Origin of the sequence: Serratia sp. CY47280 (assembly GCF_052168655.1) — a bacterium.
In the GTDB taxonomy this organism is placed as follows: Bacteria; Pseudomonadota; Gammaproteobacteria; order Enterobacterales; family Enterobacteriaceae; genus Serratia; species Serratia bockelmannii.
Map to the genome: position 1 here is coordinate 113,837 of NZ_JBJNMG010000005.1, position 20,798 is coordinate 134,634.

Genomic DNA, 20,798 nt, shown 5'->3' on the forward strand with positions numbered 1-20,798 from the left:
CCTTTCCTAAACGAAAAAACCCTCCTAAAGTAGGGAGGGTTGATAATAATTCATCAGACCTATCTGATATTTGAAGGCGAAAGGAGAATCCTTTGGGGCAGGATTATGCGTTGGTCGTTGATGACCATCCATTGGTAGCAAGCGGCATTGCCAATTTTCTCAGCACGCATTGCCGATTCAAACAGGCGCATGTGGTGACCAATGAAGAGAATTGCTACCGCCATATTAGGGAAAATGGCCCACCGCGTTTACTGGTGATTGATTTTTGGCTCTCTTCCGGTACGGCGTTGAAATTACTCAAAGAAGTAAAACAACGTTATCCGCAGGTGCGGATTTTGGTGGTCAGCGGCGACGAGAATAACAATATCTGGCAGAAAGTGCACAATGCCGGCGGGCATGGGTTCGTGTTAAAAAATGAACCGCCAGAATTATTCGCCAGGGCGGTTTTTGCGCTGAATAACAATCAGGAATGGTTCCCGGAAGGCAATGAAGCCGCCATTAAAAACAACCATGACCATTTAAATAAATTCAATTTAACGCCGAGGCAATTAGACGTATTAACTATGATGCTGCGCGGCCTGCCAAATAAAAGAATTGCGACACAACTGTCTATTTCCGAGCCGACCGTCAAAGAGCATATCAGCAATATATTGAAAAAGATCGGCGTCAACAGCCGAGTGGAAGCCATCACGCTGTTGCACGGCAAACGGGATCCGTCGTCATGAGGTTTTTCCAGCATTTACAAAATGATGGCATCTCCCCACGCGCACAGATCCGCCTGCTGGACAACACCTTCATGCGGCTGGTGTTCAGCTTCACCGCCGTGCCCTTTGTCGGCATTCCGTTCGCCATCTGGATTTATTTGCTGGGTGATGAACTCGGCCCAACCATTACCTGGATCATCGTTTACCTGCTATGCGCCGTGGCGATCCGAATAGGACATCGTCGCTACCTGCATGAGGCCAAAGAAAATGATGAAGACACCGTGCTGCGCCGCTGGCTGCCGCGCATTAATAAGGTGGCGTTTATTCACGGGTTGGGGATCTCATCACTCTATTTAATTACCCCACAGACCCATAACTTTGACTTTTTTCTGCTGCTCAATATCAGCATCGCTGCGATCGTCGCCGCCAACGCAACGCACCTGACGCCCGTCATCAGCACCTTTACCCGCTTTTTCTTCGCCTCCTGGGGGCTGCTGAACCTCGGCATCATCTGGCGGCTGGAAGACGTGATGTTCATCGTACTGATGCTGAACTTGCTGTACGGCTTCGCCATTTACCGCCACGCATTAACCTCGCATGCGTTCTTTATTCAGCAGGCGCTGCTCGAAGAACAAAGCTCGCGCCTGGCGGAGCAGTTCCGCCAGGCTAAAGAGGAGGCGGAACAGGCGCTACTGGACAAGAACCAGTTCCTGACCACCGCCAGCCACGATCTGCGCCAGCCGGTGCACGCCATGGGTTTTCTGATCGAAGCCATCATCCACAAAAACCGGGACGACAGCCTGACGCCGCAGCTGCTGGATCTGCAACAAAGCGTGCGTTCGGTGCATTTGATGTTCAATTCACTGCTCGATCTCAGCAAGATCGAATCCGGCAACGTGCGCACCGCCGCCACCCATGTGGATATCGGCGCCCTGCTCGACTCGGTAGTCACCCTGTTCCGCGAAGAGGCCAACAGCCGCGCCCTGGCGCTGCGCACCTGGCGGCCTAGACGGCGTATCAGCGTGATGGGCGATCCGCTGCTGGTGCGGCAATCGCTGATCAACCTGATCCAAAACGCCCTGCGCTATACGCAACAGGGCGGCGTGCTGATCGCCATCCGCCCACGCGGCCCCGAGTGCCTGGTGGAAGTGTGGGACACCGGCGTGGGCATCGCCGACGAAGAGAAAAGCAAAATCTTCTCCCCTTACTACCGCCCTGAACTGGCGTGGAAAATCGACAGCGCCGGCCACGGGCTGGGGCTGGCGGTGGTGGCGCGCTGCGCCAAGCTGATGAAGGTGAAGTACGGCATGCACTCCGTCGAAGGCAAAGGATCGCGTTTCTGGATGCGCTTCACGCAATATATCGGCGAAGACAAAGCACCGGAAACCGCGGCCGCCTACGACAACACCGCCACGCCTACCCGCTATGCACCGCTGCGCGGCGCCTGCCTGGTGGTGGACGACGATCCCTTGGTGACCTCCGCCTGGGAGAGCCTGATGAGCACCTGGGGTATCACCGTGCGCTGCGCGGCTTCCGCCGAGGAAGCCTTCGCCATTGTCGAGGACGGTTTTACGCCGTTCGCTGTGCTGTGCGATCAGCGCCTGCGTTCCGGCGAGAGCGGTTTCGACATCCTGAAAGCGCTGTTCGAACGCCTGCCGGACGTGAGCGGCGCCATGGTCAGCGGCGAGTTCAACTCACAGATATTGCAAGAGGCCGAGCAGGAAGGCTATCTGGTGCTGCGCAAGCCGCTGGAGCCGGCCAGGCTGCATGCGCTGCTGACGCAGTGGGGGGCCGGCTAGCGCGAGGCGGTGCCTTAGCGGGCAAGATGCCGCAGCAGGCCTTCAAGGTTGCGCTCCCCCTCCGGGGTTTGCGCACCGGCTTTCAGCCCACCGCGGATCAACCGCTCCGCGGCCGGGCGTGCGAACAATCCCGCCCAAGCGTCGTGCTCGCGATAAAAACCGGCCTGCAGATCCGGCGCTGGCATCGCCTGCTTGGCCGCCGCAATCACGCCCGCAGGCAATGCCGCGATATTGCGCGCTAACCGATCGACGAAATCATCCAGCTCGGCGGCAGGCAAGGCGCGGTTAATCCAGCCGTAGCGTTCTGCGGTAGCGGCATCGATCAGATCGGCGCCCAGGATCACTTCCAGAGCGCGGCCGCGCGTCATTCGGCTCGTCAGATACTGCGTCGCACCGCCGCCGGGCGTAATGCCCATCAAGGCCTCGCACTGGGCCAGCCCCGCCGCTTCCCGTGCCGCGAAAGCCATATCGGCCGCCGCCACAAACTCGGCGCCGCCGCCGCGCGCCAGCCCAGCCAACTTAACGAGAGTGACCTGCGGCTGGCTGCGCAGCAGTTCGCCAAACGCCTGGAACGGATTTAGCCCCTCCGGCGCATTGCTCGCCAGTTCGTCGAAAGCGTGCGGCTCATCGATCAAGGTCATGTCGACATGAGCAATAAAGAACGCTGGGTTCGCGCTCTGGAACACCAACACCCGCGTATCCGGATCGTCGCGCACCGCGAGCAATAAACGGCTGATTTCCGACATCAGCGCCACATCAAGTACGTTTACCGGTGGGTTATCGATAGCGATGGTCATCACGCCGTGCGCATGAGACAGCCTGAGCTTGCTGAAATCTGTATCTGTCATCTCAATGTCCTTTTACCTGGGGTACAAGTGCGGGTTTTTCGCGCCCTGTGCCGAATGGTATACTTTGCATACCTGGCGTCAATTACGCACCTTAAGCATCCCAGGGATGCAGGAGGATACCGATGGATACGACCGACCTTGTTTACCGCGCCGACTGCCCAAGCCGCATCGTGCTCGATCAGATTGCCGATAAATGGTCCATGATGGTGCTGGAAGTGCTGCGCGAGCCGCAGCGCTTCAACGCCATCAAGCGCCGTTTGGATGGCGTCACGCAACGCGTGCTGACCCAGACCCTGCGCAAACTGGAACGCAACGGCATGGTGCATCGCAAAGTGTTGGACGGGCGGGTGCTTGGCGTTGAGTATTCGCTGACGCCGCTCGGCAAATCCCTGCAGGGGCCGTTCTCGATACTGTTCGACTGGACGCTGGGGAATATTGAGGCGATTCAGGAGTGCCAACGCAAGTATGATGAGCAGGACGAGTGATGTAATATCCATAAAAACAGAAAATTAATTCAGAAGTAATTTAACTCAAAAAATTCAGAACATTAATTAGATGGCCACCGAAACGGTCATCGAAAAAATACATACTGAACAAAAACATTACCGAACATACTTAAATTTAACGAACTTGTTGATGAAAGCATTAAGCCCATCACCCTTTTCGGCTAGCTTCTTCATCGTCTCTACATTTTCTGCACCGGCACTCGCGTAACTATAGGTATAAGGTCTAGTAGTACCGTCGAACCATACAGTTATATATGTATCCCCTACATCATAACCTCGGATACCTGAATCATGATTAACATCCCTATAAACTTGCACTTTAACCTCCTGATTAATAATTCAAAATGAATTTATAACCAAGGGAAACACCATAGCAAGGATTTATTAAAATATTAAAAAAAATGAATATATATGTCATGAATTACAAAACACTGTTAACCACCAAGCAAATTAAATTATTTTGATTTATAATCAATCAAATAATTATTCGCATGAGTAACTAAAAATTACAGCGCATCGCAAACATTAATTATTTTTAAATGATAGCTAGTTAATAGCACATGCACATTTAGATATCTTATTGCCCGCGAGTAAAGTTGCAGCACAGAGTTTTATAAATATCAACAAGGGATTTAATTTTTAATATTACAGATAACTCTGTTACAGTTAATACGCTGGTACAACTTAACCAGCGTTAGCCTTTAAAAGCTTACGTATCTAAACCCAACCATTCCGTAATCTATCATACAGGCAGGCGAGTTTTTTAAAGTAAGTCGCATAACTAGAGTTTTCAGGATTAAGTTTTTCAATGTTTTTAATCAAAAAATCACTTGTAATATCAAGTTCTAATTTATCCCATAAAAAAGGAAGATAAATCGCTGCAGACTCTGGTGTATTATGCTCTATAATATATTTTGTATCTTTATCTTTAAATTTTTTAACAAAATACCTTAAATAGCCAGTGCATTGATAATTTTTGTCTATTCTGGAAACCCACTTATCTAATTCCAAATGAGAGCTTAGATACTCATCACGATTTTTAATCCCTAGCCTATTCAGGTATTTAAAAACAGGAATATTAGGAGAACGCTTGCCAGCAACTGGAATTACACTAGTGATAACACTATTAGCATCATACTCTTTATTGTCTAAGAGTAGATCTTCAAATAAATCCAAGTTACTAATCTGTGTATATCCCACTAAACCAACTTCCTCTTCTCTCTTCCTTGCAGCTGCTACACCTACCCCAACGACAAATTCAACATCCTCATGTTTCTCCACTTCGTCAATATCTACAACATAAATTTTCTTCTCCGGCTCATTAGATTGAACTAAGTTATAAAGTTGCTCCTTACAATAACGTAATATACGCGCAGGTATTTTTCTTTTATTTTCAGATATAGCTTCATATATCGGAGTAAAGTCATCAGCTCTAATAAGAGTAATCGGAATCTGTACCCGCTCAATAGTTGTATATGTTTCTGATATTGAACACTCCAATAAGCCTTCCTCTCGCTCAACAAATATCAAGTTATTTCTTAGTTGCTCTATATTTTCTCGACCAATACAAATAGATATTGAACTTAATAAATCACTGATATTTTTATCAGATAATGAATACCCAATAAAAATCACAGGATGCTCAACAAATATTGTTATTAACTTCGAGGCTAAATATGGGTTTTTCTGATTAAACTCCTGATAATCATTATCTGTCATTATTAACGTTCGTGGTTTATGAGCACTCCCATGAATTTTATAAATCTCAGCAATTGATTGTGGGTTGGAGAACAATAGTTCGTTTTGGCCTGTATATACCTTGTAGTCAGGAAATAGTTGTTCTAGAAAACAGTCCCAATTCGTAGTTATCACACCATCAACATTTAAATTTGATAATAGCACTATCTCATTAAAGTACTTACTTTCATGAAGTGGAATATTAATTGCACTAGTTAAAAAATCGCAGATTTCAAATCTCAAAGCAGACGTTTTATCGGTAACACGCTTGCTATGCTTCTCACGACTAGCAGTGTAACGTGCATCCGACCACCATTCATTGTTAAAGTCCTCAGCAATCAACCGCGCTGCAGTTGGGTATGTCCCGTCACCAGTAGAGAGATAATACTCAAATGGTTTACCCGTTACGCAAAATTTTTCTAGAAGTGTTTTCCAATCAGGCAAGCCAAGATACCGACGAGAAAAACCTGAACCGATAAAGAGGAATGGGCCTGAGCTACGATCCTTAAATATAGCTATTAGTGATTCTTTGAGTTCTTCATTATTCATTTTTAACCCCATCGATATGCTGTGCTATCTAGGATGATAAACTTTTCATCCTAGTTATATACTAATAACCCAAGTAGCAACTAAATTCTATGCGATGCGTTCAAAAATTTGATAACAAAGTTTTATAATTATTATGCTAATGATATTTATGGTTATATATCACGTAAATGTGCACGAAATCACTATATAATATAGGGTGCGCGCACGGAGCAGCATCCTGCAATCCCCAATATTAGGGCTCTGCATTCATTGTGGCGACTGGTTCCAATAGTAATCTATATTCGTAGCTCCCAAAATTAACGCGATGCTGTTACTGGTAGAGCAAAAATCACTCTTTTCGATATAAGATCAGCTCAAATCAGAGTAGGTTAATAGCATCTAGCATACAGCCCATCTTTATCATTATTGCAATTTTAGCAAGATAGTCTTAAGTAAAAAGCCCGCATCAACGCGGGCTTAAGTATACTTTTTGTTATTCAGTACCAGCCTACGCCAGGCACCAAATCACTCCCACTCAATCGTCGCCGGCGGCTTGCCGCTGATGTCGTACACCACGCGGGAGATGCCGTCCACTTCGTTGATGATGCGGTTGGAGACGCGGCCGAGGAAGTCATACGGCAGGTGCGCCCAGTGCGCGGTCATGAAGTCGATGGTTTCTACCGCACGCAGGGAGACCACCCAGTCGTATTTGCGGCCGTCGCCCATCACGCCGACCGAACGCACCGGCAGGAACACGGTGAACGCCTGGCTGACTTTGTTGTACAGGTCGGCTTTGTGCAGCTCTTCGATGAAGATGGCATCGGCGCGGCGCAGCAGATCGCAGTACTCTTTCTTCACTTCGCCCAGCACGCGCACGCCCAGACCCGGGCCCGGGAACGGGTGACGGAACAGCATGTCGTACGGCAGGCCCAGCTCCAGGCCGATCTTGCGCACTTCGTCTTTGAACAGCTCTTTCAGCGGCTCGACCAGGCCCAGCTTCATCTCTTTCGGCAGGCCGCCCACGTTGTGGTGCGATTTGATCACGTGCGCTTTGCCGGTGGCGGAAGCGGCGGATTCGATCACGTCCGGGTAGATGGTGCCCTGTGCCAGCCATTTCACCTGCTCTTGCTTGCAGGCTTCTTCGTCGAACACTTCAACGAACACACGGCCGATGATTTTACGCTTGGCTTCCGGCTCGTCCACGCCCGCCAGTGCGGTCAGGAAGCGGTTTTCCGCCTCAACGTGCACGATGTTCAGGCCGAAGTGGTCGCCGAACATTTCCATCACCTGCTTGGCTTCGTTCAGGCGCAGCAGGCCGTTGTCGACGAACACGCAGGTCAGGCGTTTGCCGATGGCGCGGTGCAGCAGCATCGCGGTCACGGAGGAGTCGACGCCGCCGGACAGGCCGAGGATCACGTGGTCTTCACCCACCTGCTCGCGGATGCGCTCGACCGCATCTTCGATGATGGTGGCTGGCGTCCACAGGGCTTCACACTGGCAGATGTCCAGTACGAAGCGCTCCAGCATGCGCTGGCCCTGGCGGGTGTGGGTCACTTCCGGGTGGAACTGCACGCCGTAGAAGCGTTTTTCTTCGTTGGCCATAATAGCGAACGGGCAGGTATCGGTGCTGGCGATGGTCACGAAGTCGGACGGGATCGCGGTCACTTTGTCGCCGTGGCTCATCCACACGTCCAGCAGCGGTTTGCCGGCCGGGCTGATAGCGTCTTCGATGTCGCGCAGCAGCGCGCTCTCTTTGACGATTTCCACCTGCGCGTAGCCGAACTCGCGTTCGTTGGAACCCTGCACATGGCCACCCAGCTGCATCGCCATGGTCTGCATGCCGTAGCACACGCCCAGCACCGGCACGCCGGCGTTGAACACGTAGTCAGGGGCGCGCGGGCTGCCGGCTTCGGTGGTGCTTTCCGGGCCGCCGGACAGGATGATGCCGCTTGGGTTGAATTCGCGGATCTGCGCTTCGCTAACGTCCCAGGCCCACAGTTCGCAGTAAACGCCGATTTCGCGCACGCGGCGGGCGACCAGTTGAGTGTATTGCGAACCGAAGTCCAGTATCAGGATGCGATGCTTATGGATATTTTGTGTCATGTGAGGCGAATTCCAGCAACAAGAGAAAAAGAGCGAAAATGTGTATTTCGGGATGGGGCTTGGCGCCCCACCCCGGCCTCTCACTCAGGAGAGGTTAAGGCATCAGCCCATGCGGTAGTTCGGCGACTCTTTGGTGATGGTCACGTCGTGCACGTGGCTTTCCTGAATGCCGGCGCCGCTGATGCGCACGAACTCCGCCTTGGTGCGCAGATCGTCGATGGTGGCGCAGCCGGTCAGGCCCATGCAGGAGCGCAGGCCGCCCATCTGCTGGTGCACGATGGCTTTCAGCATGCCTTTATAGGCGACGCGGCCTTCGATACCTTCCGGCACCAGTTTGTCGGCGGCGTTATCGGTCTGGAAGTAACGGTCGGAAGAGCCTTTGGACATCGCGCCCAGCGAGCCCATGCCGCGGTAAGATTTGAACGAACGGCCCTGATACAGCTCGATTTCGCCCGGGGATTCTTCGGTGCCCGCCAGCATGGAGCCGACCATCACGCAGGATGCGCCCGCGGCGATCGCTTTGGCGATGTCGCCGGAGAAGCGGATGCCGCCGTCGGCGATAACCGGAATGCCGGTGCCTTCCAGCGCTTCCACCGCGTCGGCGATGGCGGTGATCTGCGGTACGCCCACGCCGGTCACGATGCGGGTGGTGCAGATGGAGCCAGGGCCGATACCCACTTTCACCGCGCTCACGCCGGCTTCAGCCAGCGCTTTGGCGCCCGCTGCGGTCGCGACGTTGCCGCCGACGATCTGCAGATCCGGGTATTTGGCGCGAGTTTCGCGGATGCGCTGCAACACGCCTTCGGAGTGGCCGTGCGAGGAGTCGATCAGCAGGACGTCAACGCCTGCCGCCACCAGCGCGTCAACGCGCTCTTCGTTGCCGGCGCCGGCGCCGACCGCCGCGCCCACGCGCAGACGGCCGTGCTCGTCTTTACAGGCGTTCGGCTTACGTTCCGCTTTCTGGAAGTCTTTAACGGTGATCATGCCCAGCAGGTGGAAGCTGTCGTCCACCACCAGCGCTTTTTCTACGCGCTTTTCGTGCATCTTCTGCAGCACCACGTCGCGCGCTTCACCTTCTTTCACGGTGACCAGGCGATCTTTCGGCGTCATCACCGCAGTCACCGGCTGAGACAGATCGGTCACGAAGCGCACGTCACGGCCGGTGATGATGCCGACCAGCTCGTTGTCTTCGGTAACGACCGGGTAACCGGCGAAGCCGTTGCGCGCGGTTAGCTCTTTCACTTCCTGCAGCGTGGTGGACGGGGTAACGGTCTGCGGGTCGGTAACTACGCCGCTTTCATGCTTCTTCACGCGGCTGACTTCTTCAGCCTGGCGCTCGATGGACATGTTTTTGTGGATGAAGCCCAGGCCGCCTTCCTGCGCCAGCGCGATGGCCAGGCCGGATTCGGTCACGGTATCCATGGCTGCGGACAGCATAGGGATGTTCAGGCGGATGGTTTTGGTCAGTTGAGTGCCGAGCTCTGCGGTGTTAGGCAGAACCGTGGAGTGGGCTGGAACCAGGAGGACGTCGTCAAACGTCAGAGCTTCTTTAGCGATACGTAGCATGGGCAATATCTCACCAGGGTGGGCTGTGAAAAAGATAAAATATTGCCGCGGCATTATACAGAGCGGAATCGGTTGCCTCCAGCACTTTCTTACAAAAAGTCTTGATTACCTTTTTCAGCCATGTAGTATCGACCAATTAAGTGATTGTTTTGAAATTTGATCTGGGTCACATGTCGCTACCTGTTTCGCCTTCCATTTTTACCGTAAGCCGCCTCAATCAGACGGTTCGCCAACTGCTGGAAAGGGAAATGGGGCAGATTTGGCTCTCCGCCGAGATCTCCAACCTCTCCCAGCCCGCCTCCGGCCACTGGTATTTCACGCTGAAAGACGACCGCGCCCAGGTGCGCTGCGCGATGTTCCGCAACAGCAACCGCCGCGTCACCTTCCGGCCGCAAAACGGCCAGCAGGTCTTGGTGCGCGCCAGCATCACGCTGTATGAACCGCGCGGCGACTACCAGCTGATCGCCGAGAGCATGCAGCCCGCCGGCGACGGCCTGCTGCAGCAACAGTTCGAGCAGCTGAAACAGCGCCTGAGCGCCGAAGGGCTGTTCGATCAGCAGTTCAAGCAGCCGCTGCCCGCCCCGGCCAAACGCGTCGGGGTGATCACCTCCGCCAGCGGCGCGGCGCTGCACGATATCCTGCAGGTGTTGCAGCGGCGCGATCCATCGCTGCCGATCGTCATCTACCCCACCTCGGTGCAGGGCGCGGAAGCGCCGATGCAAATCGTGCGCGCCATCGAGACCGCCAACCGCCGCGATGAATGCGACGTGCTGATCGTCGGCCGCGGCGGCGGTTCGCTGGAAGATCTGTGGAGCTTCAACGACGAACGCGTGGCGCGGGCGATCTTCGCCAGCCGCATTCCGATCGTCAGCGCCGTCGGCCATGAAATCGACGTCACCATCGCCGACTTCGTCGCCGATCTGCGCGCGCCGACCCCTTCCGCCGCCGCCGAACTGGTCAGCCGCAATCAGCTTGAGCTGTTGCGCCAGCTGCAGTCGCAGCAGCAGCGGCTGGAGATGGCGATGGATTACTATCTGGCGCAGCGCCAGCAGCAGTTCACCCGCATTCACCACCGTTTACAGCAGCAGCATCCGCATCTGCGCCTGGCGCGCCAGCAGACGCTGCTGTTCAAGCTGCAGCGCCGAATGGAAGACGGCATGCAGCAGCAGCTGCGCCTGGCCGCCCGCCGCAGCGAACGCGTCCAGCAGCGGCTGGCGCAGGTGCAGCCGCAGGGCCGCATTCACCGCTACCAACAGCGCGTGCAGCAGCAGGAATACCGTCTGCAGCAGGCGATGGAGCGCCAGCTCAACGCCTACCGCCAGCGTTTCGGCGTGGCGTGCAGCCAGCTGGAGACCGTCAGCCCGCTGGCGACGCTGGCGCGCGGCTACAGCGTGACGCAAACTCCGCGCGGCGAACTGCTAAAAACCACCAAGCAGGCGCAGGTCGGCGAACTGCTGAAAACCCGCCTGCAGGATGGCTGGGTGGAAAGCGAGGTGAAAACCATCACCGTCGCCAAAAAGCCGCGCAAGAAGCGCGCGGCCGAGTAACCCCCCTACTCCAGCGTAAAACGCTCGCCCGGTTCGCCGTTCACCCACAGCGCGCGCGTTTCACCTTCCGGCAGGCTGAGCGTCAGCGTGCGCCAGGCCGGGCAGAAACGCCCTTCCGTCGTGATATCCAGCATGATGCGTTGATTGTCGCAGCGCATTTCCCAGCGCAGCCACAGCGCATCGCCCTGCCGCCAGCCGTCGCTTTCACCGTCGTCCTCAAACAGCAGCCCACGGCTTGCACCGCAGCCCTTGAGCGGAAACAGCCGCAGCTCGCGCCGATCGTCGGCGGCCACGTCCACATGCGCCAGCCGCTGCGACAGCGGCAGCGCCGCCCCGGCACGCACCAGCAACGGCAGGCGCTCCAGCGGCGCCGCCAGCGTCACCGTCTGGCCGCCGCCGAACCACTGGCCGCTGTAGAAGCAGTACCAGCCTTCGCCGTTGTCCGGCAAATACACCGAACGCCGGCGCTGCGCCGGTTCCACCACGCTGGCCACCAGCAGATCGCGGCCAATCAGAAAATCGTCGTTCTCGCCAAAGGTGCGCGCATCCTGTTCGTGATCGAGGAAGGTCGGGCGCAGCATCGGCTCGTCGTCCGCGCAGGCCTGCCATAGCAGGGTGTAGAAATACGGCAGCAGCCGGTAACGCAGATTGATCGCCTCGCGCACCGCCGGGGTGGCGGCCGGGTACATCCAGGGCTCGTTGACCGTGGCGTCGTCGTTCCAGGAGTGGATAGTGAAACGCGGATGCATCACGCCGTTTTGCACCCAGCGCACCAGCAGCTCCGCGTCCGGTTTGTCGCCGGAGAAGCCGCCGACGTCGTGGCCGAGGTTATACAGCCCGGACAGGCTCATGCCCAGCCCCATGCGGATGTTGTAGCGCAGCGTCTGCCAGCTGGTGCGGTTGTCGCCGCTCCAGGTCTGCACGTAGCGCTGCATGCCGGCGCAACCGGAGCGCGAGATCAGGTACGGCCGCTTCTGTGGCGCGAAGCGCTGCTGGGCCTCCATCGAGGCGCGCATCATCAGCAATGGCATCACCGGGCGGATATGCTTGATGGCGATCGGCCGCCCGAAGCCGTGGCAGCGTGCTTCGCCGTCCCACACTTCGTACTCGTTGTTGTCGTTCCAGGTCGAATCGATGCCCATCTCCAGCAGCTGCCGCGTGACGCCCTGCTGCCACCAGCGCACCGCCGCCGGGTTGGTGAAGTCGAGGTGCGATCCCTCGTCGTCCCAGAAACTGGAGCGCTCCGGTGCGTCGCTTTGCGAATCGCGGATAAACAGCCCCTGCGCCGCCACCGCCTGATACTGCGGGTGATCCTGCAGCAGGCATGGCTTGATGTTGGCCGCCAGCCTGAGGCCGGCGTCGTGAAACGCCTGGCTGAGCAGCTTGGGCTGCGGCACCTTGTCGTAGTTCCAGTTGAACACGTAGCGCTTGTTATTGATCGAGGTGTAGCCCGACGACAGCTGGAAAGAGTCGCAGGGTATGGCGTGTTGACGGCACAGCGCGATGAACTGCTGCAGCTGCTGCTGGGCGTCCGGCGCGTCGGTGTAGTGCATGGTCGAACCGCTGTAGCCCAGGCTCCACTTCGGCCCGAAGTGGGTGCGGCCGGTCAGGCGCACGAAGGCCTTGGTGACGTCCAAAACCTTCGGCCCGAGGAACAGGTAGTAATCCAGATCGCCCGCTTCGGCCTGATAGCGGCGGTAGGCCACGTGGTAGTTGTCTATCTCGTTGCCCAGATCCAGCCAGCAGTTGCTCAGGTTATCGTAGAACAGGCCAAAGCTCGCCTCCGGCCCACGGGTGATGGTAAACGGAATGTGCTTGTACAGCGGATCGGTGCTGGCGGCGTTGTAGCCCATGGCGTCCAGATTGCGCATCTCAAAGCGGCGGCCGGTGCGTTCCAGATCGCCGGCTTTCTCCCCCAGGCCGTAATAGCGCTCATCGGCGAAACGCCGCTGGTAATGCGCCACGCCGTCGCCGTGCGCATTGAGCAGGTAGGCGCTGGTTGGCCGATCCGACGCCAGCGGCCGCCACTCGCCGTCGGCATTGCAATACTCCCACGCCAGCCACAGCGGCTGATGCACCGTCACGCGCAGCAGCGGCGTGCTGACCACCAGCCGATCGCCCTCCCGACGCAGCTGATAGCCCGGCAGGCTGAAACCGGCGACGCTGAGCCGATCGCGCCCTTCCCAAGGCACATCCTCCTGCGGCGCGATGCTCCAGGTGCGATCCAGCGCCAGCCCGCCATCACGTTTGATCAACACGCGGAACAGACCGTCTTCCAGCACGTACAGGCAGAAACGGTGGCGTTCATCGACCAGCAACTCGACGTGGTCGGCATGCTGCGCCGCCAGCGTCCAATTTTTCAACGTTTTCATAAATATTCCACTTAGCTGTGTGAAAGGGTTTTCTTACCGCCGCGCTCGGCGATCAGGGCGACCAGGAACAGGGCGCCAATCAAATCGAAGAAGCCCATCGCAATAAACAGCGGGTTAAAGCCGAGGGTGTCGGATACCGCGCCGATCAGGAGCGTGAACAGGAAGCTGGCGATCCAGGCGCTGGAGCCGCGCATGCCGTTGACCGTCGCCATTTGGTTTTTATCGAACGATTCCACCACCAGGGCGCTGAGCATGCAGGAGATCACCTGATGGCCGAATCCGCCGATCGAGATCAGCGCGATCGCCACATAGGGATCTTGGGTGATCGCCACGAACGCCAGCGACACCATCAGGAAAGCGCCGGTCACCGAGCTGGCGACCACCGAGTTGACGCGGCTGCAGCCGAACCATTTGCGGTACAGGGTGGTGAGATAGCCGCTGGCGACGCTGCCGATATCCGCCGCCAGGAACGGCAGCCAGGCAAACATCGCGATCTGCTTCAGATCCATGCCGCGTTCGGTGGCCAGGTACAGCGGCACCCAGAAGCTGAAGACCGCCCAGGCCGGCTCGGCGAGAAAAGCCGGGATGGCGATGCCGTAGAATTTCTTGTTCTTGCACAGGCTGGCCAGCGAGGTGAGAAATGGCAGCTTCGGCAGTACCGGTTCGTTGTCTTCGCGGATCAGATCCAGCTCCTGCTGGCTGAGGTTCGGGTGCTGCTGCGGCGAGTGGTAGAACAGCCACCACAGCACGACCCAGATCAGCGCCAGCCCGCCCGAGAACAGGAACGCGCCCTGCCAGCCGAAGGAGACGTGAGCGATGACGATGATCGGCGGGGCCAGCATGGCGCCGATGGAGAAACCGACGCCCGCCCAGCCGGCGGCGATCGGCCGCTCCTTCTTCGGGAACCAGTCGGAGATCGCCTTGGCGTTGGCCGGGGTGGCCGCCGCCTCCGCGCCCCCCATGAAGAAGCGCAGAATGGACAGTTGCAGCCAGCTGCCGGCACCGGCGTGCAGCATGCACACCACCGCCCAAATGCCGGCACAGATCAGAAAGCCCATCTTCAGGCCGATGACGTCGATCAGCCAGCCGCAGATCGGCTGGAACACCGTGTAGGCCAGCTGGAACGACGCCACCACCCAGGCATATTGTTCGGTGCTCATGTTCAGGCTGGTTTTCAGCTCCGGCGCCAGAATGCCCAGCGAGTTGCGGGTGATGTAGTTGACCGTGACGCCCAGCAAGAACAGCGCCAGCATCCACCAGCGCAGCGATTTGAACTTGCGCCGGCCGCTCTGCGCGACCGCCTGATTGATCTCCACACTCATCGATTCTCTCCCCGCGGCCGCCGGCTATGGCGACACGCGTTTTGGTAGGGTACGTTGTGCTATCAAATAAGGGACAGTGAAAACGGGTCGGCGCCATATCGCCGGCCGACAGAAAATCACAACCCCATGATTTATTTTTTGTTTTCTTCTTTGCACACCGTTAAAATTGGACTGACAGGTCGTTAAAATTGGTGTACCAATGCAGACTACTCAGCGAGAGCGCGCAGCGAAACGGGGTTTTTTGCAAAGATTTTCACAGGTGGGTGAAAAAATAGTCATAATGGGCATGAAAGCCGGTCAAGACGCTGAAAATCCGCGGTGAAAATATTCTCATGGACGAATTTGAAGGAGATCACAGAATGAACGGAAAGCTGAAAATCCAGGAGATCGCTCGCCAAACCGGGTTGTCGATCAGCACCGTTTCCCGCGTGCTGGCGGGCAAGGCCAACACCAGCGCCGAGGCGCGCCGCAAGGTGCTGGACTGTGCGCAGCAAAACGGCATTCTGCAGGGTATTTCCAGCGGCCGGCTGATGCTGAACAACGTGATGGTGTTCGCGCCGCAGCGCGCGTTCGACGTACGCACCGACATCTTCTACTACAAGGTCATTCAGGGTATCGCCGCCGCGCTGATGGAGCACGAGGTGCGCATCCGCTACTGCGGGCTGGAAGAGCAACACAGCGACGGCGCGCTGTTTCTGGAAAAGATGAGCGACCCGCACACCGAAGCGGCGCTGATCATCGGCATCGACGACGAGCATATCCACACCCTGGCCGCCGATCTGCACAAGCCCTGCGTGCTGATCAACTGCAGCGATCGGCAGATGCGGCTGGACAGCGTCTCGCCGGATCATCAGCTGATCGGCGACTATTCCGCCAGCTACCTGTTTCAGCAGGGGCATAGCCATATCCTCAATCTGCAGTGTCTGCGCCGCCACACCATGGAGCTGCGGCTGGCGGGCATTCGGCAGGCCTACGCCCGGCATCATCTGCCGTTCGACGATGGCAGCCATCTGGTCACCACCTCCGGCTTCGGCAGTGAAGAGGCCGAGCAGGCGCTGACCACCTATCTCGATGGCCTCCACGGCCACTCCCCGCTGCCGACGGCGATCCTGGCCGGCGGCGACTACATGGCGGTCGGGGCGGTCAAGGCGCTCAACAAGCGGGGGCTGAGCGTGCCGGGCGACGTCTCGGTGATGAGCACCGACGGCTTCAACCTGGCGGAAATCCACGATGTGCCGCTGACCTCGGTGCAGGTGCCGCGCGATGAGCTGGGCTACGAGGCGATCCAACTGTTGCAGCGGCGCATGCTGCGCGCCGACGCGCCGCCGTGCAATCTGCTGCTGCACGGCCGGCTGGCGGTGCGCGCCTCAGTGCGGCGCATCAGCCCGCACAAGACCGCACCGGCGGTGAGCACGCATGACCACAGGCTTTATGACGAGTAGACTACACTTAGGCTCAGTGCATTCATTCGATGAGGTAAATTTTTTGCCTAAGGAGAGCCACTATGCCAACCCAGCGCATGCGTTCCGTCATTCCTCCCTACATGCTGCGCCGCATTATTGAACACGGTAACGCCCCGCAGCGCGACTGCGCGCTGCACACCCTGAACCACGTGCAAAGCCTGCTCGGCAACAAGCCGCTGCGTTCACCGACCGAGAAAAACGCCCGAGCCGGCGAAGCGCTCCGCGATATCTACGACGTCCAGAACGGCACCCAACTGCCCGGCAAACAGGTGCGCAAGGAGGGGCAGCCCAGCAACCACGACGTGGCGGTGGACGAGGCCTACGACTATCTCGGCGTCACCTACGATTTCTTCTGGCAGGCCTACCGGCGCAATTCGCTGGATAATAAAGGGCTGCCGCTGGTCGGCAGCGTGCACTACGGCAAGGAGTACCAGAACGCTTTCTGGAACGGCCAGCAGATGGTGTTCGGCGACGGCGACGGCGAGATCTTCAACCGTTTCACCATCGCCATCGACGTGGTCGGCCACGAGCTGGCACACGGCGTGACCGAGAGCGAGGCTGGGCTGATCTACTACCAGCAGTCCGGCGCGCTCAACGAATCGCTGTCTGACGTGTTCGGTTCGTTGGTCAAGCAATTCCACCTGCAGCAAACCGCCGATAAAGCCGACTGGCTGATCGGCGCCGGGCTGCTCGCCAAGGGCATCAAAGGCCAAGGGCTGCGCTCGATGTCGGCACCCGGCACCGCCTACGACGACCCGCTGCTGGGCAAAGACCCGCAGCCCGCCAGCATGAAGGATTATATCCAGACCAAGGAAGACAACGGCGGCGTACACCTCAACTCCGGCATTCCCAACCGCGCGTTCTACCTGGCGGCAACCGCGCTGGGCGGCTTCGCCTGGGAAAAAGCCGGCTACGTCTGGTATGACACGGTGTGCGACAAAGCGCTGCCGCAAAACGCCGACTTCGCCACCTTCGCACGCGCCACGGTGAAACATGCGCTAGCGCGTTTCGATCAAAGCGTGGCGGACAAGGTGCAACAGGCCTGGCATCAGGTGGGGGTGGAGTAATGAAACCGCTGCCGACGCTCAATCAGGATACGGTCATTGAGCTGGCGCGCGAGGGAGGCTTCGCCTACATTCCCAAACTGGCGGGCCAGCGCCGCATTGCGCTGGCCGATATCACGCCGGAGCAACGGCAGCGCCTGAATCAGTTGCTGAATCAGACACTGCCGTACGCCCAGGAAGAGGGCCAACCCAACTCCCCCGGCTGCGGCGACCAGCGCTACTACCGCGTACAGATCAACTACACCAGCCCCACCCTGAGCACCGAGATCGTGCTGTTAATCCCGGAAAGCAGCGCGCCGCAGGCGCTGGTGGATTTGTGGAAAACCGGCCAGGTGGATGAGTGAGGGCTTACAGCGGCTGATAGCTGAAATTCACCCGTTTTTTGGAGATCAGCCCGTGCCCGTTCTGGCACAGGTAATCCACCGCCCCGCAGGCTTTCAATTCTTGCAGCGGCTGCCCGCACTCCGGGCAGCTCGCCAGCTGCCGATAATCGCAGAGGCAGGCTTCACAATGGTAATGACCCGCTACCCACTTCATGGTCTGACGGCAGTGCGGACAGTGCGCTTCCATAACGACTCCAGATTAAATCGCACCCCATGAGCGCAAGAAATAGATGCCCAACGCGGTGGTGAAGAACGAACCGACGGTGGTGATGGCGATAATGTTGGCCGCCAGCGTGGCGTTGCCGCCCATGGCGCGCGTCATCACATAACTGCCCGAAGCGGTCGGCGTGGCGGAAAACAGGAAGATAATGCCCAGCGCCGCACCCTGAAACCCGCACAGCCAGCCGGCCAGCGTCATCAGGAACGGCACCAGAAACAGCTTGGCCGCCGACGACAGCGCCGCCACGTTGGACGAGCGGAACATGGCGCGAAAATCCAGGCTGGCGCCGGTGCACAGCAGTGCCAGCGGCAGCGACAGCGCGGAGATATAGCTGCCGGTCTGGCGGATCACGGTCGGGATGCCCAGCCCGGTTTGCGCATACAGCAGCCCGCACACCAGGCCGATGATCAGCGGGTTGGTAACGATGCTGCGCAGCAGCGACAGGTGGCTGATTTTCTTGCCCTGCCCACCCTGTAGGCTGCGCGTGAGGGTGATAACCGACAGTATGTTGAACAGGATCACCGTCACCGTCAGGTACAGCGAGGCGAGCGCAATGCCTTCGCTGCCATAGGCGGTCATGGCGTAGGCCAGGCCGACGATGGCGGTATTGGCGCGGAAGCCGCCCTGCACGAACACCCCGCGCTCACGCGGTTCTTTCACCAGCCACTTGGCCGCCAGCTCCAAGAGCAGGAAGGTCGCCAGCGTGCCGACCGCGCCGAACAGCACCAGCGGCAGGTTGCCGAGCAGCTGCGGGTGGTTGGTGGCGATGCTGAAAAACAGCAGGCACGGCAGCGCCAAATTGAACACCAGGCGGGTCGCGCCGTCGACGAAACGGTCATCCATCAGGCGCCAATGGCGCAGCAGGATCCCCAGCAGCATCATCAGCAGATTCGGCACGGTGACGTTAAACGCAAAACTCCAGGTTTCCCAGGACATGGTGTTCCTTCAGGCAGGCGAGGTAATCTTCAGATAATAAAACGATTTCGGGCCAATAAAAAAGGGGCGCGGCATCACTGCCGCGCCCCTCATGAGCAATTACTTGCTCTTTTTCAGGTGGCTCATCAGGCGCTTGCGCTTACGCATCTGGGTCGGCGTCAGCAGGTTGCGTTTGCCGGCGAACGGGTTGTCACCCTCTTTGAACTGGATGCGGATCGGCGTCCCCATCACGTTCAGCGAGCGGCGGAAGTAGTTCATCAGATAGCGCTTGTACGAATCGGCCAGATCGCTGACCTGGTTGCCGTGGATCACCACGATCGGCGGGTTGTAACCGCCGGCGTGGGCATATTTCAGCTTCACGCGGCGGCCGCGCACCAACGGCGGCTGGTGATCGTCAACCGCCATCTGCATGATTTTGGTCAGCATCGAGGTGTTTACGCGACGGGTTGCGCACTCGTAGGCTTCCTGTACCGATTCGAACAGGTTGCCGACACCGCTGCCGTGCAGGGCGGAAATAAAGTGCACGCGCGCGAAGTCGACGAAGCCCAGACGCAGGTCGAGCATCTCTTTCACGTGCTCGCGATCTTCTTCGCTCATGCCGTCCCACTTGTTGACCGCAATCACCAGTGAGCGCCCACTATTGAGGATAAAGCCGAGCAGCGAGAGATCCTGATCGGAGATGCCTTCACGCGCGTCGATCACCAGCAGCACCACGTTGGCGTCTTCAATCGCCTGCAAGGTCTTGATCACCGAGAACTTCTCGACGGTTTCAGTCACCTTGCCGCGTTTACGCACCCCGGCGGTGTCGATCAGCACATATTCGCGTTCGTCGCGCACCATCGGAATGTAGATGCTGTCGCGGGTAGTGCCCGGCATGTCATACACCACCACGCGCTCCTCGCCGAGGATACGGTTAGTGAGCGTAGACTTACCGACGTTCGGGCGGCCGACGATCGCCAGTTTGATCGGCAGATCCTGCGGGTTGAACGCTTCTTCCGGCTCTTCGTCTTCTTCGCCTTCCAGCGTTTCACCGTTTTGCTCGGCCCAGTAAGCGGCGTTGGCCTCTTCCTCGGTCAGCTCGACGTCTTCCGGTTTTTCCGGCACGAACGGCACCAGCACGTGTTCAATCAGCTGGGTCACGCCACGGCCGTGAGAAGCGGCGATAGCGAACACTTCACCCAGGCCGAGCGAGTAGAAATCGGCGGTGGCGGTGTCCGGATCCAGACCGTCGGTCTTGTTGGCCACCAGGAAGGTCGCCTTTTGGCGGCTGCGCAGGTGCTGGGCGATGCCCTGATCCGCCGGCATCAGGCCGGCGCGGGCGTCGACCATGAACAGCACGATGTCCGCTTCTTCGATCGCCAGCAGCGACTGACCGGCCATGCGCGTTTCGACGCCGTCTTCGGTGCCGTCGATGCCACCGGTATCGACGATGATGAATTCATTGCCTTCGATTTCAGCACGACCATACTTGCGGTCACGCGTCAGCCCCGGGAAATCCGCCACCAGCGCATCACGCGTATGGGTTAAACGGTTGAACAAGGTGGATTTACCCACATTCGGGCGCCCGACCAGCGCGACGACAGGTATCATTGTTGAAGCCTCATTACTTAATAATCAATGCGTTACTGCACTGTGGATAGACACCAGCGGTGCAGCTTATAAAATACGAAACGGCCCCTGAACATTCAGGAGCCGTTTTC

16 protein-coding genes are annotated in these 20,798 nt (G+C 57.6%); 7 read left to right on the forward strand and 9 right to left on the reverse strand.

Annotated elements, in window-relative coordinates:
- Positions 1 to 92: 92 nt before the first annotated feature.
- Together ACJ8J4_RS18985 and ACJ8J4_RS18990 are read left to right on the forward strand one after the other, a co-directional pair.
- Entirely contained in the window at positions 93 to 725 is a 633-nt protein-coding gene (locus ACJ8J4_RS18985; RefSeq protein WP_043138047.1) for a response regulator transcription factor, read from the forward strand.
- Positions 722 to 2,503, forward strand: a complete 1,782-nt coding sequence (locus ACJ8J4_RS18990; RefSeq protein ID WP_049209541.1) for a hybrid sensor histidine kinase/response regulator — start codon at positions 722 to 724, stop codon at positions 2,501 to 2,503. The genes ACJ8J4_RS18985 and ACJ8J4_RS18990 overlap by 4 nt, the downstream gene beginning before the upstream one ends.
- Before the next feature lie 14 nt (positions 2,504 to 2,517).
- On the opposite strand, the gene ACJ8J4_RS18995 is transcribed toward ACJ8J4_RS18990, so the two are convergent.
- Positions 2,518 to 3,351, reverse strand: coding sequence for an enoyl-CoA hydratase/isomerase family protein (locus tag ACJ8J4_RS18995; RefSeq protein WP_169541290.1), 834 nt, complete (start codon positions 3,349 to 3,351; stop codon positions 2,518 to 2,520).
- A gap of 122 nt (positions 3,352 to 3,473) precedes the next feature.
- Here ACJ8J4_RS18995 and ACJ8J4_RS19000 point away from each other — a divergent pair, with 122 nt between their 5' ends.
- Entirely contained in the window at positions 3,474 to 3,836 is a 363-nt protein-coding gene (locus ACJ8J4_RS19000) for a winged helix-turn-helix transcriptional regulator (protein WP_127146624.1), read from the forward strand.
- Between the two features lie 738 nt (positions 3,837 to 4,574).
- On the opposite strand, the gene ACJ8J4_RS19005 is transcribed toward ACJ8J4_RS19000, so the two are convergent.
- From ACJ8J4_RS19005 to guaB, 3 genes are all read right to left on the reverse strand, one after another.
- Positions 4,575 to 6,143 (reverse strand): SIR2 family protein, encoded by a 1,569-nt coding sequence (locus ACJ8J4_RS19005; protein ID WP_197819525.1) that lies wholly within the window; start codon positions 6,141 to 6,143, stop codon positions 4,575 to 4,577.
- A gap of 504 nt (positions 6,144 to 6,647) precedes the next feature.
- Positions 6,648 to 8,225, reverse strand: a complete 1,578-nt coding sequence (guaA, locus tag ACJ8J4_RS19010) for a glutamine-hydrolyzing GMP synthase (protein WP_043138057.1) — start codon at positions 8,223 to 8,225, stop codon at positions 6,648 to 6,650.
- A 102-nt stretch (positions 8,226 to 8,327) separates the two neighbouring features.
- Positions 8,328 to 9,791, reverse strand: coding sequence for an IMP dehydrogenase (guaB, locus tag ACJ8J4_RS19015; protein ID WP_038629838.1), 1,464 nt, complete (start codon positions 9,789 to 9,791; stop codon positions 8,328 to 8,330).
- Positions 9,792 to 9,961: 170 nt separating this feature from the next.
- Between guaB and xseA the strand changes: the two genes are divergently transcribed.
- The gene (xseA, locus tag ACJ8J4_RS19020) at positions 9,962 to 11,338 is read left to right on the forward strand and encodes an exodeoxyribonuclease VII large subunit (RefSeq protein WP_264383688.1); all 1,377 of its coding nucleotides are present in this window, start codon (positions 9,962 to 9,964) and stop codon (positions 11,336 to 11,338) included.
- A gap of 5 nt (positions 11,339 to 11,343) precedes the next feature.
- Here the strand turns inward: xseA and ACJ8J4_RS19025 are convergent, their stop codons facing one another.
- Positions 11,344 to 13,710 carry a glycoside hydrolase family 31 protein gene (locus ACJ8J4_RS19025; RefSeq protein ID WP_264383689.1) on the reverse strand — a complete coding sequence of 789 codons (2,367 nt, stop codon included), beginning with the start codon at positions 13,708 to 13,710 and terminating at the stop codon, positions 11,344 to 11,346.
- 11 nt (positions 13,711 to 13,721) lie between these two features.
- Entirely contained in the window at positions 13,722 to 15,032 is a 1,311-nt protein-coding gene (locus ACJ8J4_RS19030) for an MFS transporter (RefSeq protein WP_264383690.1), read from the reverse strand.
- A 359-nt stretch (positions 15,033 to 15,391) separates the two neighbouring features.
- On the opposite strand from ACJ8J4_RS19030, the gene ACJ8J4_RS19035 reads away from it, so the two are divergent.
- The 3 genes from ACJ8J4_RS19035 (at position 15,392) to ACJ8J4_RS19045 (ending at position 17,903) form a co-directional block, all read left to right on the forward strand.
- Positions 15,392 to 16,474, forward strand: coding sequence for a LacI family DNA-binding transcriptional regulator (locus ACJ8J4_RS19035; RefSeq protein WP_089196172.1), 1,083 nt, complete (start codon positions 15,392 to 15,394; stop codon positions 16,472 to 16,474).
- A gap of 62 nt (positions 16,475 to 16,536) precedes the next feature.
- Positions 16,537 to 17,562: a M4 family metallopeptidase gene (locus ACJ8J4_RS19040; RefSeq protein WP_264383691.1), complete on the forward strand. Its 1,026-nt coding sequence runs from the start codon at positions 16,537 to 16,539 to the stop codon at positions 17,560 to 17,562.
- Entirely contained in the window at positions 17,562 to 17,903 is a 342-nt protein-coding gene (locus tag ACJ8J4_RS19045; protein WP_016929750.1) for a protealysin inhibitor emfourin, read from the forward strand. The genes ACJ8J4_RS19040 and ACJ8J4_RS19045 overlap by 1 nt, the downstream gene beginning before the upstream one ends.
- Positions 17,904 to 17,907: 4 nt before the next feature.
- Here ACJ8J4_RS19045 and ACJ8J4_RS19050 read toward each other — a convergent pair whose 3' ends face one another.
- The 3 genes from ACJ8J4_RS19050 to der form a co-directional block, all read right to left on the reverse strand.
- Positions 17,908 to 18,129, reverse strand: a complete 222-nt coding sequence (locus tag ACJ8J4_RS19050; protein ID WP_025303905.1) for a zinc ribbon domain-containing protein — start codon at positions 18,127 to 18,129, stop codon at positions 17,908 to 17,910.
- Between the two features lie 12 nt (positions 18,130 to 18,141).
- Positions 18,142 to 19,098 (reverse strand): AEC family transporter, encoded by a 957-nt coding sequence (locus tag ACJ8J4_RS19055; RefSeq protein WP_025303906.1) that lies wholly within the window; start codon positions 19,096 to 19,098, stop codon positions 18,142 to 18,144.
- Between the two features lie 99 nt (positions 19,099 to 19,197).
- The gene (gene der / locus ACJ8J4_RS19060) at positions 19,198 to 20,688 is read right to left on the reverse strand and encodes a ribosome biogenesis GTPase Der (protein WP_004941442.1); all 1,491 of its coding nucleotides are present in this window, start codon (positions 20,686 to 20,688) and stop codon (positions 19,198 to 19,200) included.
- Positions 20,689 to 20,798 lie beyond the last annotated feature (110 nt).

Excerpts from the sequence above, each read along its gene's own strand:
- ACJ8J4_RS18990 (WP_049209541.1), top strand. The coding sequence starts at position 722 with ATGAGGTTTTTCCAGCATTTACAAAATGATGGCATCTCCCCACGCGCA.
- ACJ8J4_RS18995 (WP_169541290.1), bottom strand. The coding sequence starts at position 3,351 with ATGACAGATACAGATTTCAGCAAGCTCAGGCTGTCTCATGCGCACGGC.
- ACJ8J4_RS19000 (WP_127146624.1), top strand. The coding sequence starts at position 3,474 with ATGGATACGACCGACCTTGTTTACCGCGCCGACTGCCCAAGCCGCATC.
- ACJ8J4_RS19005 (WP_197819525.1), bottom strand. The coding sequence starts at position 6,143 with ATGAATAATGAAGAACTCAAAGAATCACTAATAGCTATATTTAAGGAT.
- guaA (WP_043138057.1), bottom strand. The coding sequence starts at position 8,225 with ATGACACAAAATATCCATAAGCATCGCATCCTGATACTGGACTTCGGT.
- guaB (WP_038629838.1), bottom strand. The coding sequence starts at position 9,791 with ATGCTACGTATCGCTAAAGAAGCTCTGACGTTTGACGACGTCCTCCTG.
- xseA (WP_264383688.1), top strand. The coding sequence starts at position 9,962 with ATGTCGCTACCTGTTTCGCCTTCCATTTTTACCGTAAGCCGCCTCAAT.
- ACJ8J4_RS19025 (WP_264383689.1), bottom strand. The coding sequence starts at position 13,710 with ATGAAAACGTTGAAAAATTGGACGCTGGCGGCGCAGCATGCCGACCAC.
- ACJ8J4_RS19030 (WP_264383690.1), bottom strand. The coding sequence starts at position 15,032 with ATGAGTGTGGAGATCAATCAGGCGGTCGCGCAGAGCGGCCGGCGCAAG.
- ACJ8J4_RS19035 (WP_089196172.1), top strand. The coding sequence starts at position 15,392 with ATGAACGGAAAGCTGAAAATCCAGGAGATCGCTCGCCAAACCGGGTTG.
- ACJ8J4_RS19040 (WP_264383691.1), top strand. The coding sequence starts at position 16,537 with ATGCCAACCCAGCGCATGCGTTCCGTCATTCCTCCCTACATGCTGCGC.
- ACJ8J4_RS19045 (WP_016929750.1), top strand. The coding sequence starts at position 17,562 with ATGAAACCGCTGCCGACGCTCAATCAGGATACGGTCATTGAGCTGGCG.
- ACJ8J4_RS19050 (WP_025303905.1), bottom strand. The coding sequence starts at position 18,129 with ATGGAAGCGCACTGTCCGCACTGCCGTCAGACCATGAAGTGGGTAGCG.
- ACJ8J4_RS19055 (WP_025303906.1), bottom strand. The coding sequence starts at position 19,098 with ATGTCCTGGGAAACCTGGAGTTTTGCGTTTAACGTCACCGTGCCGAAT.
- der (WP_004941442.1), bottom strand. The coding sequence starts at position 20,688 with ATGATACCTGTCGTCGCGCTGGTCGGGCGCCCGAATGTGGGTAAATCC.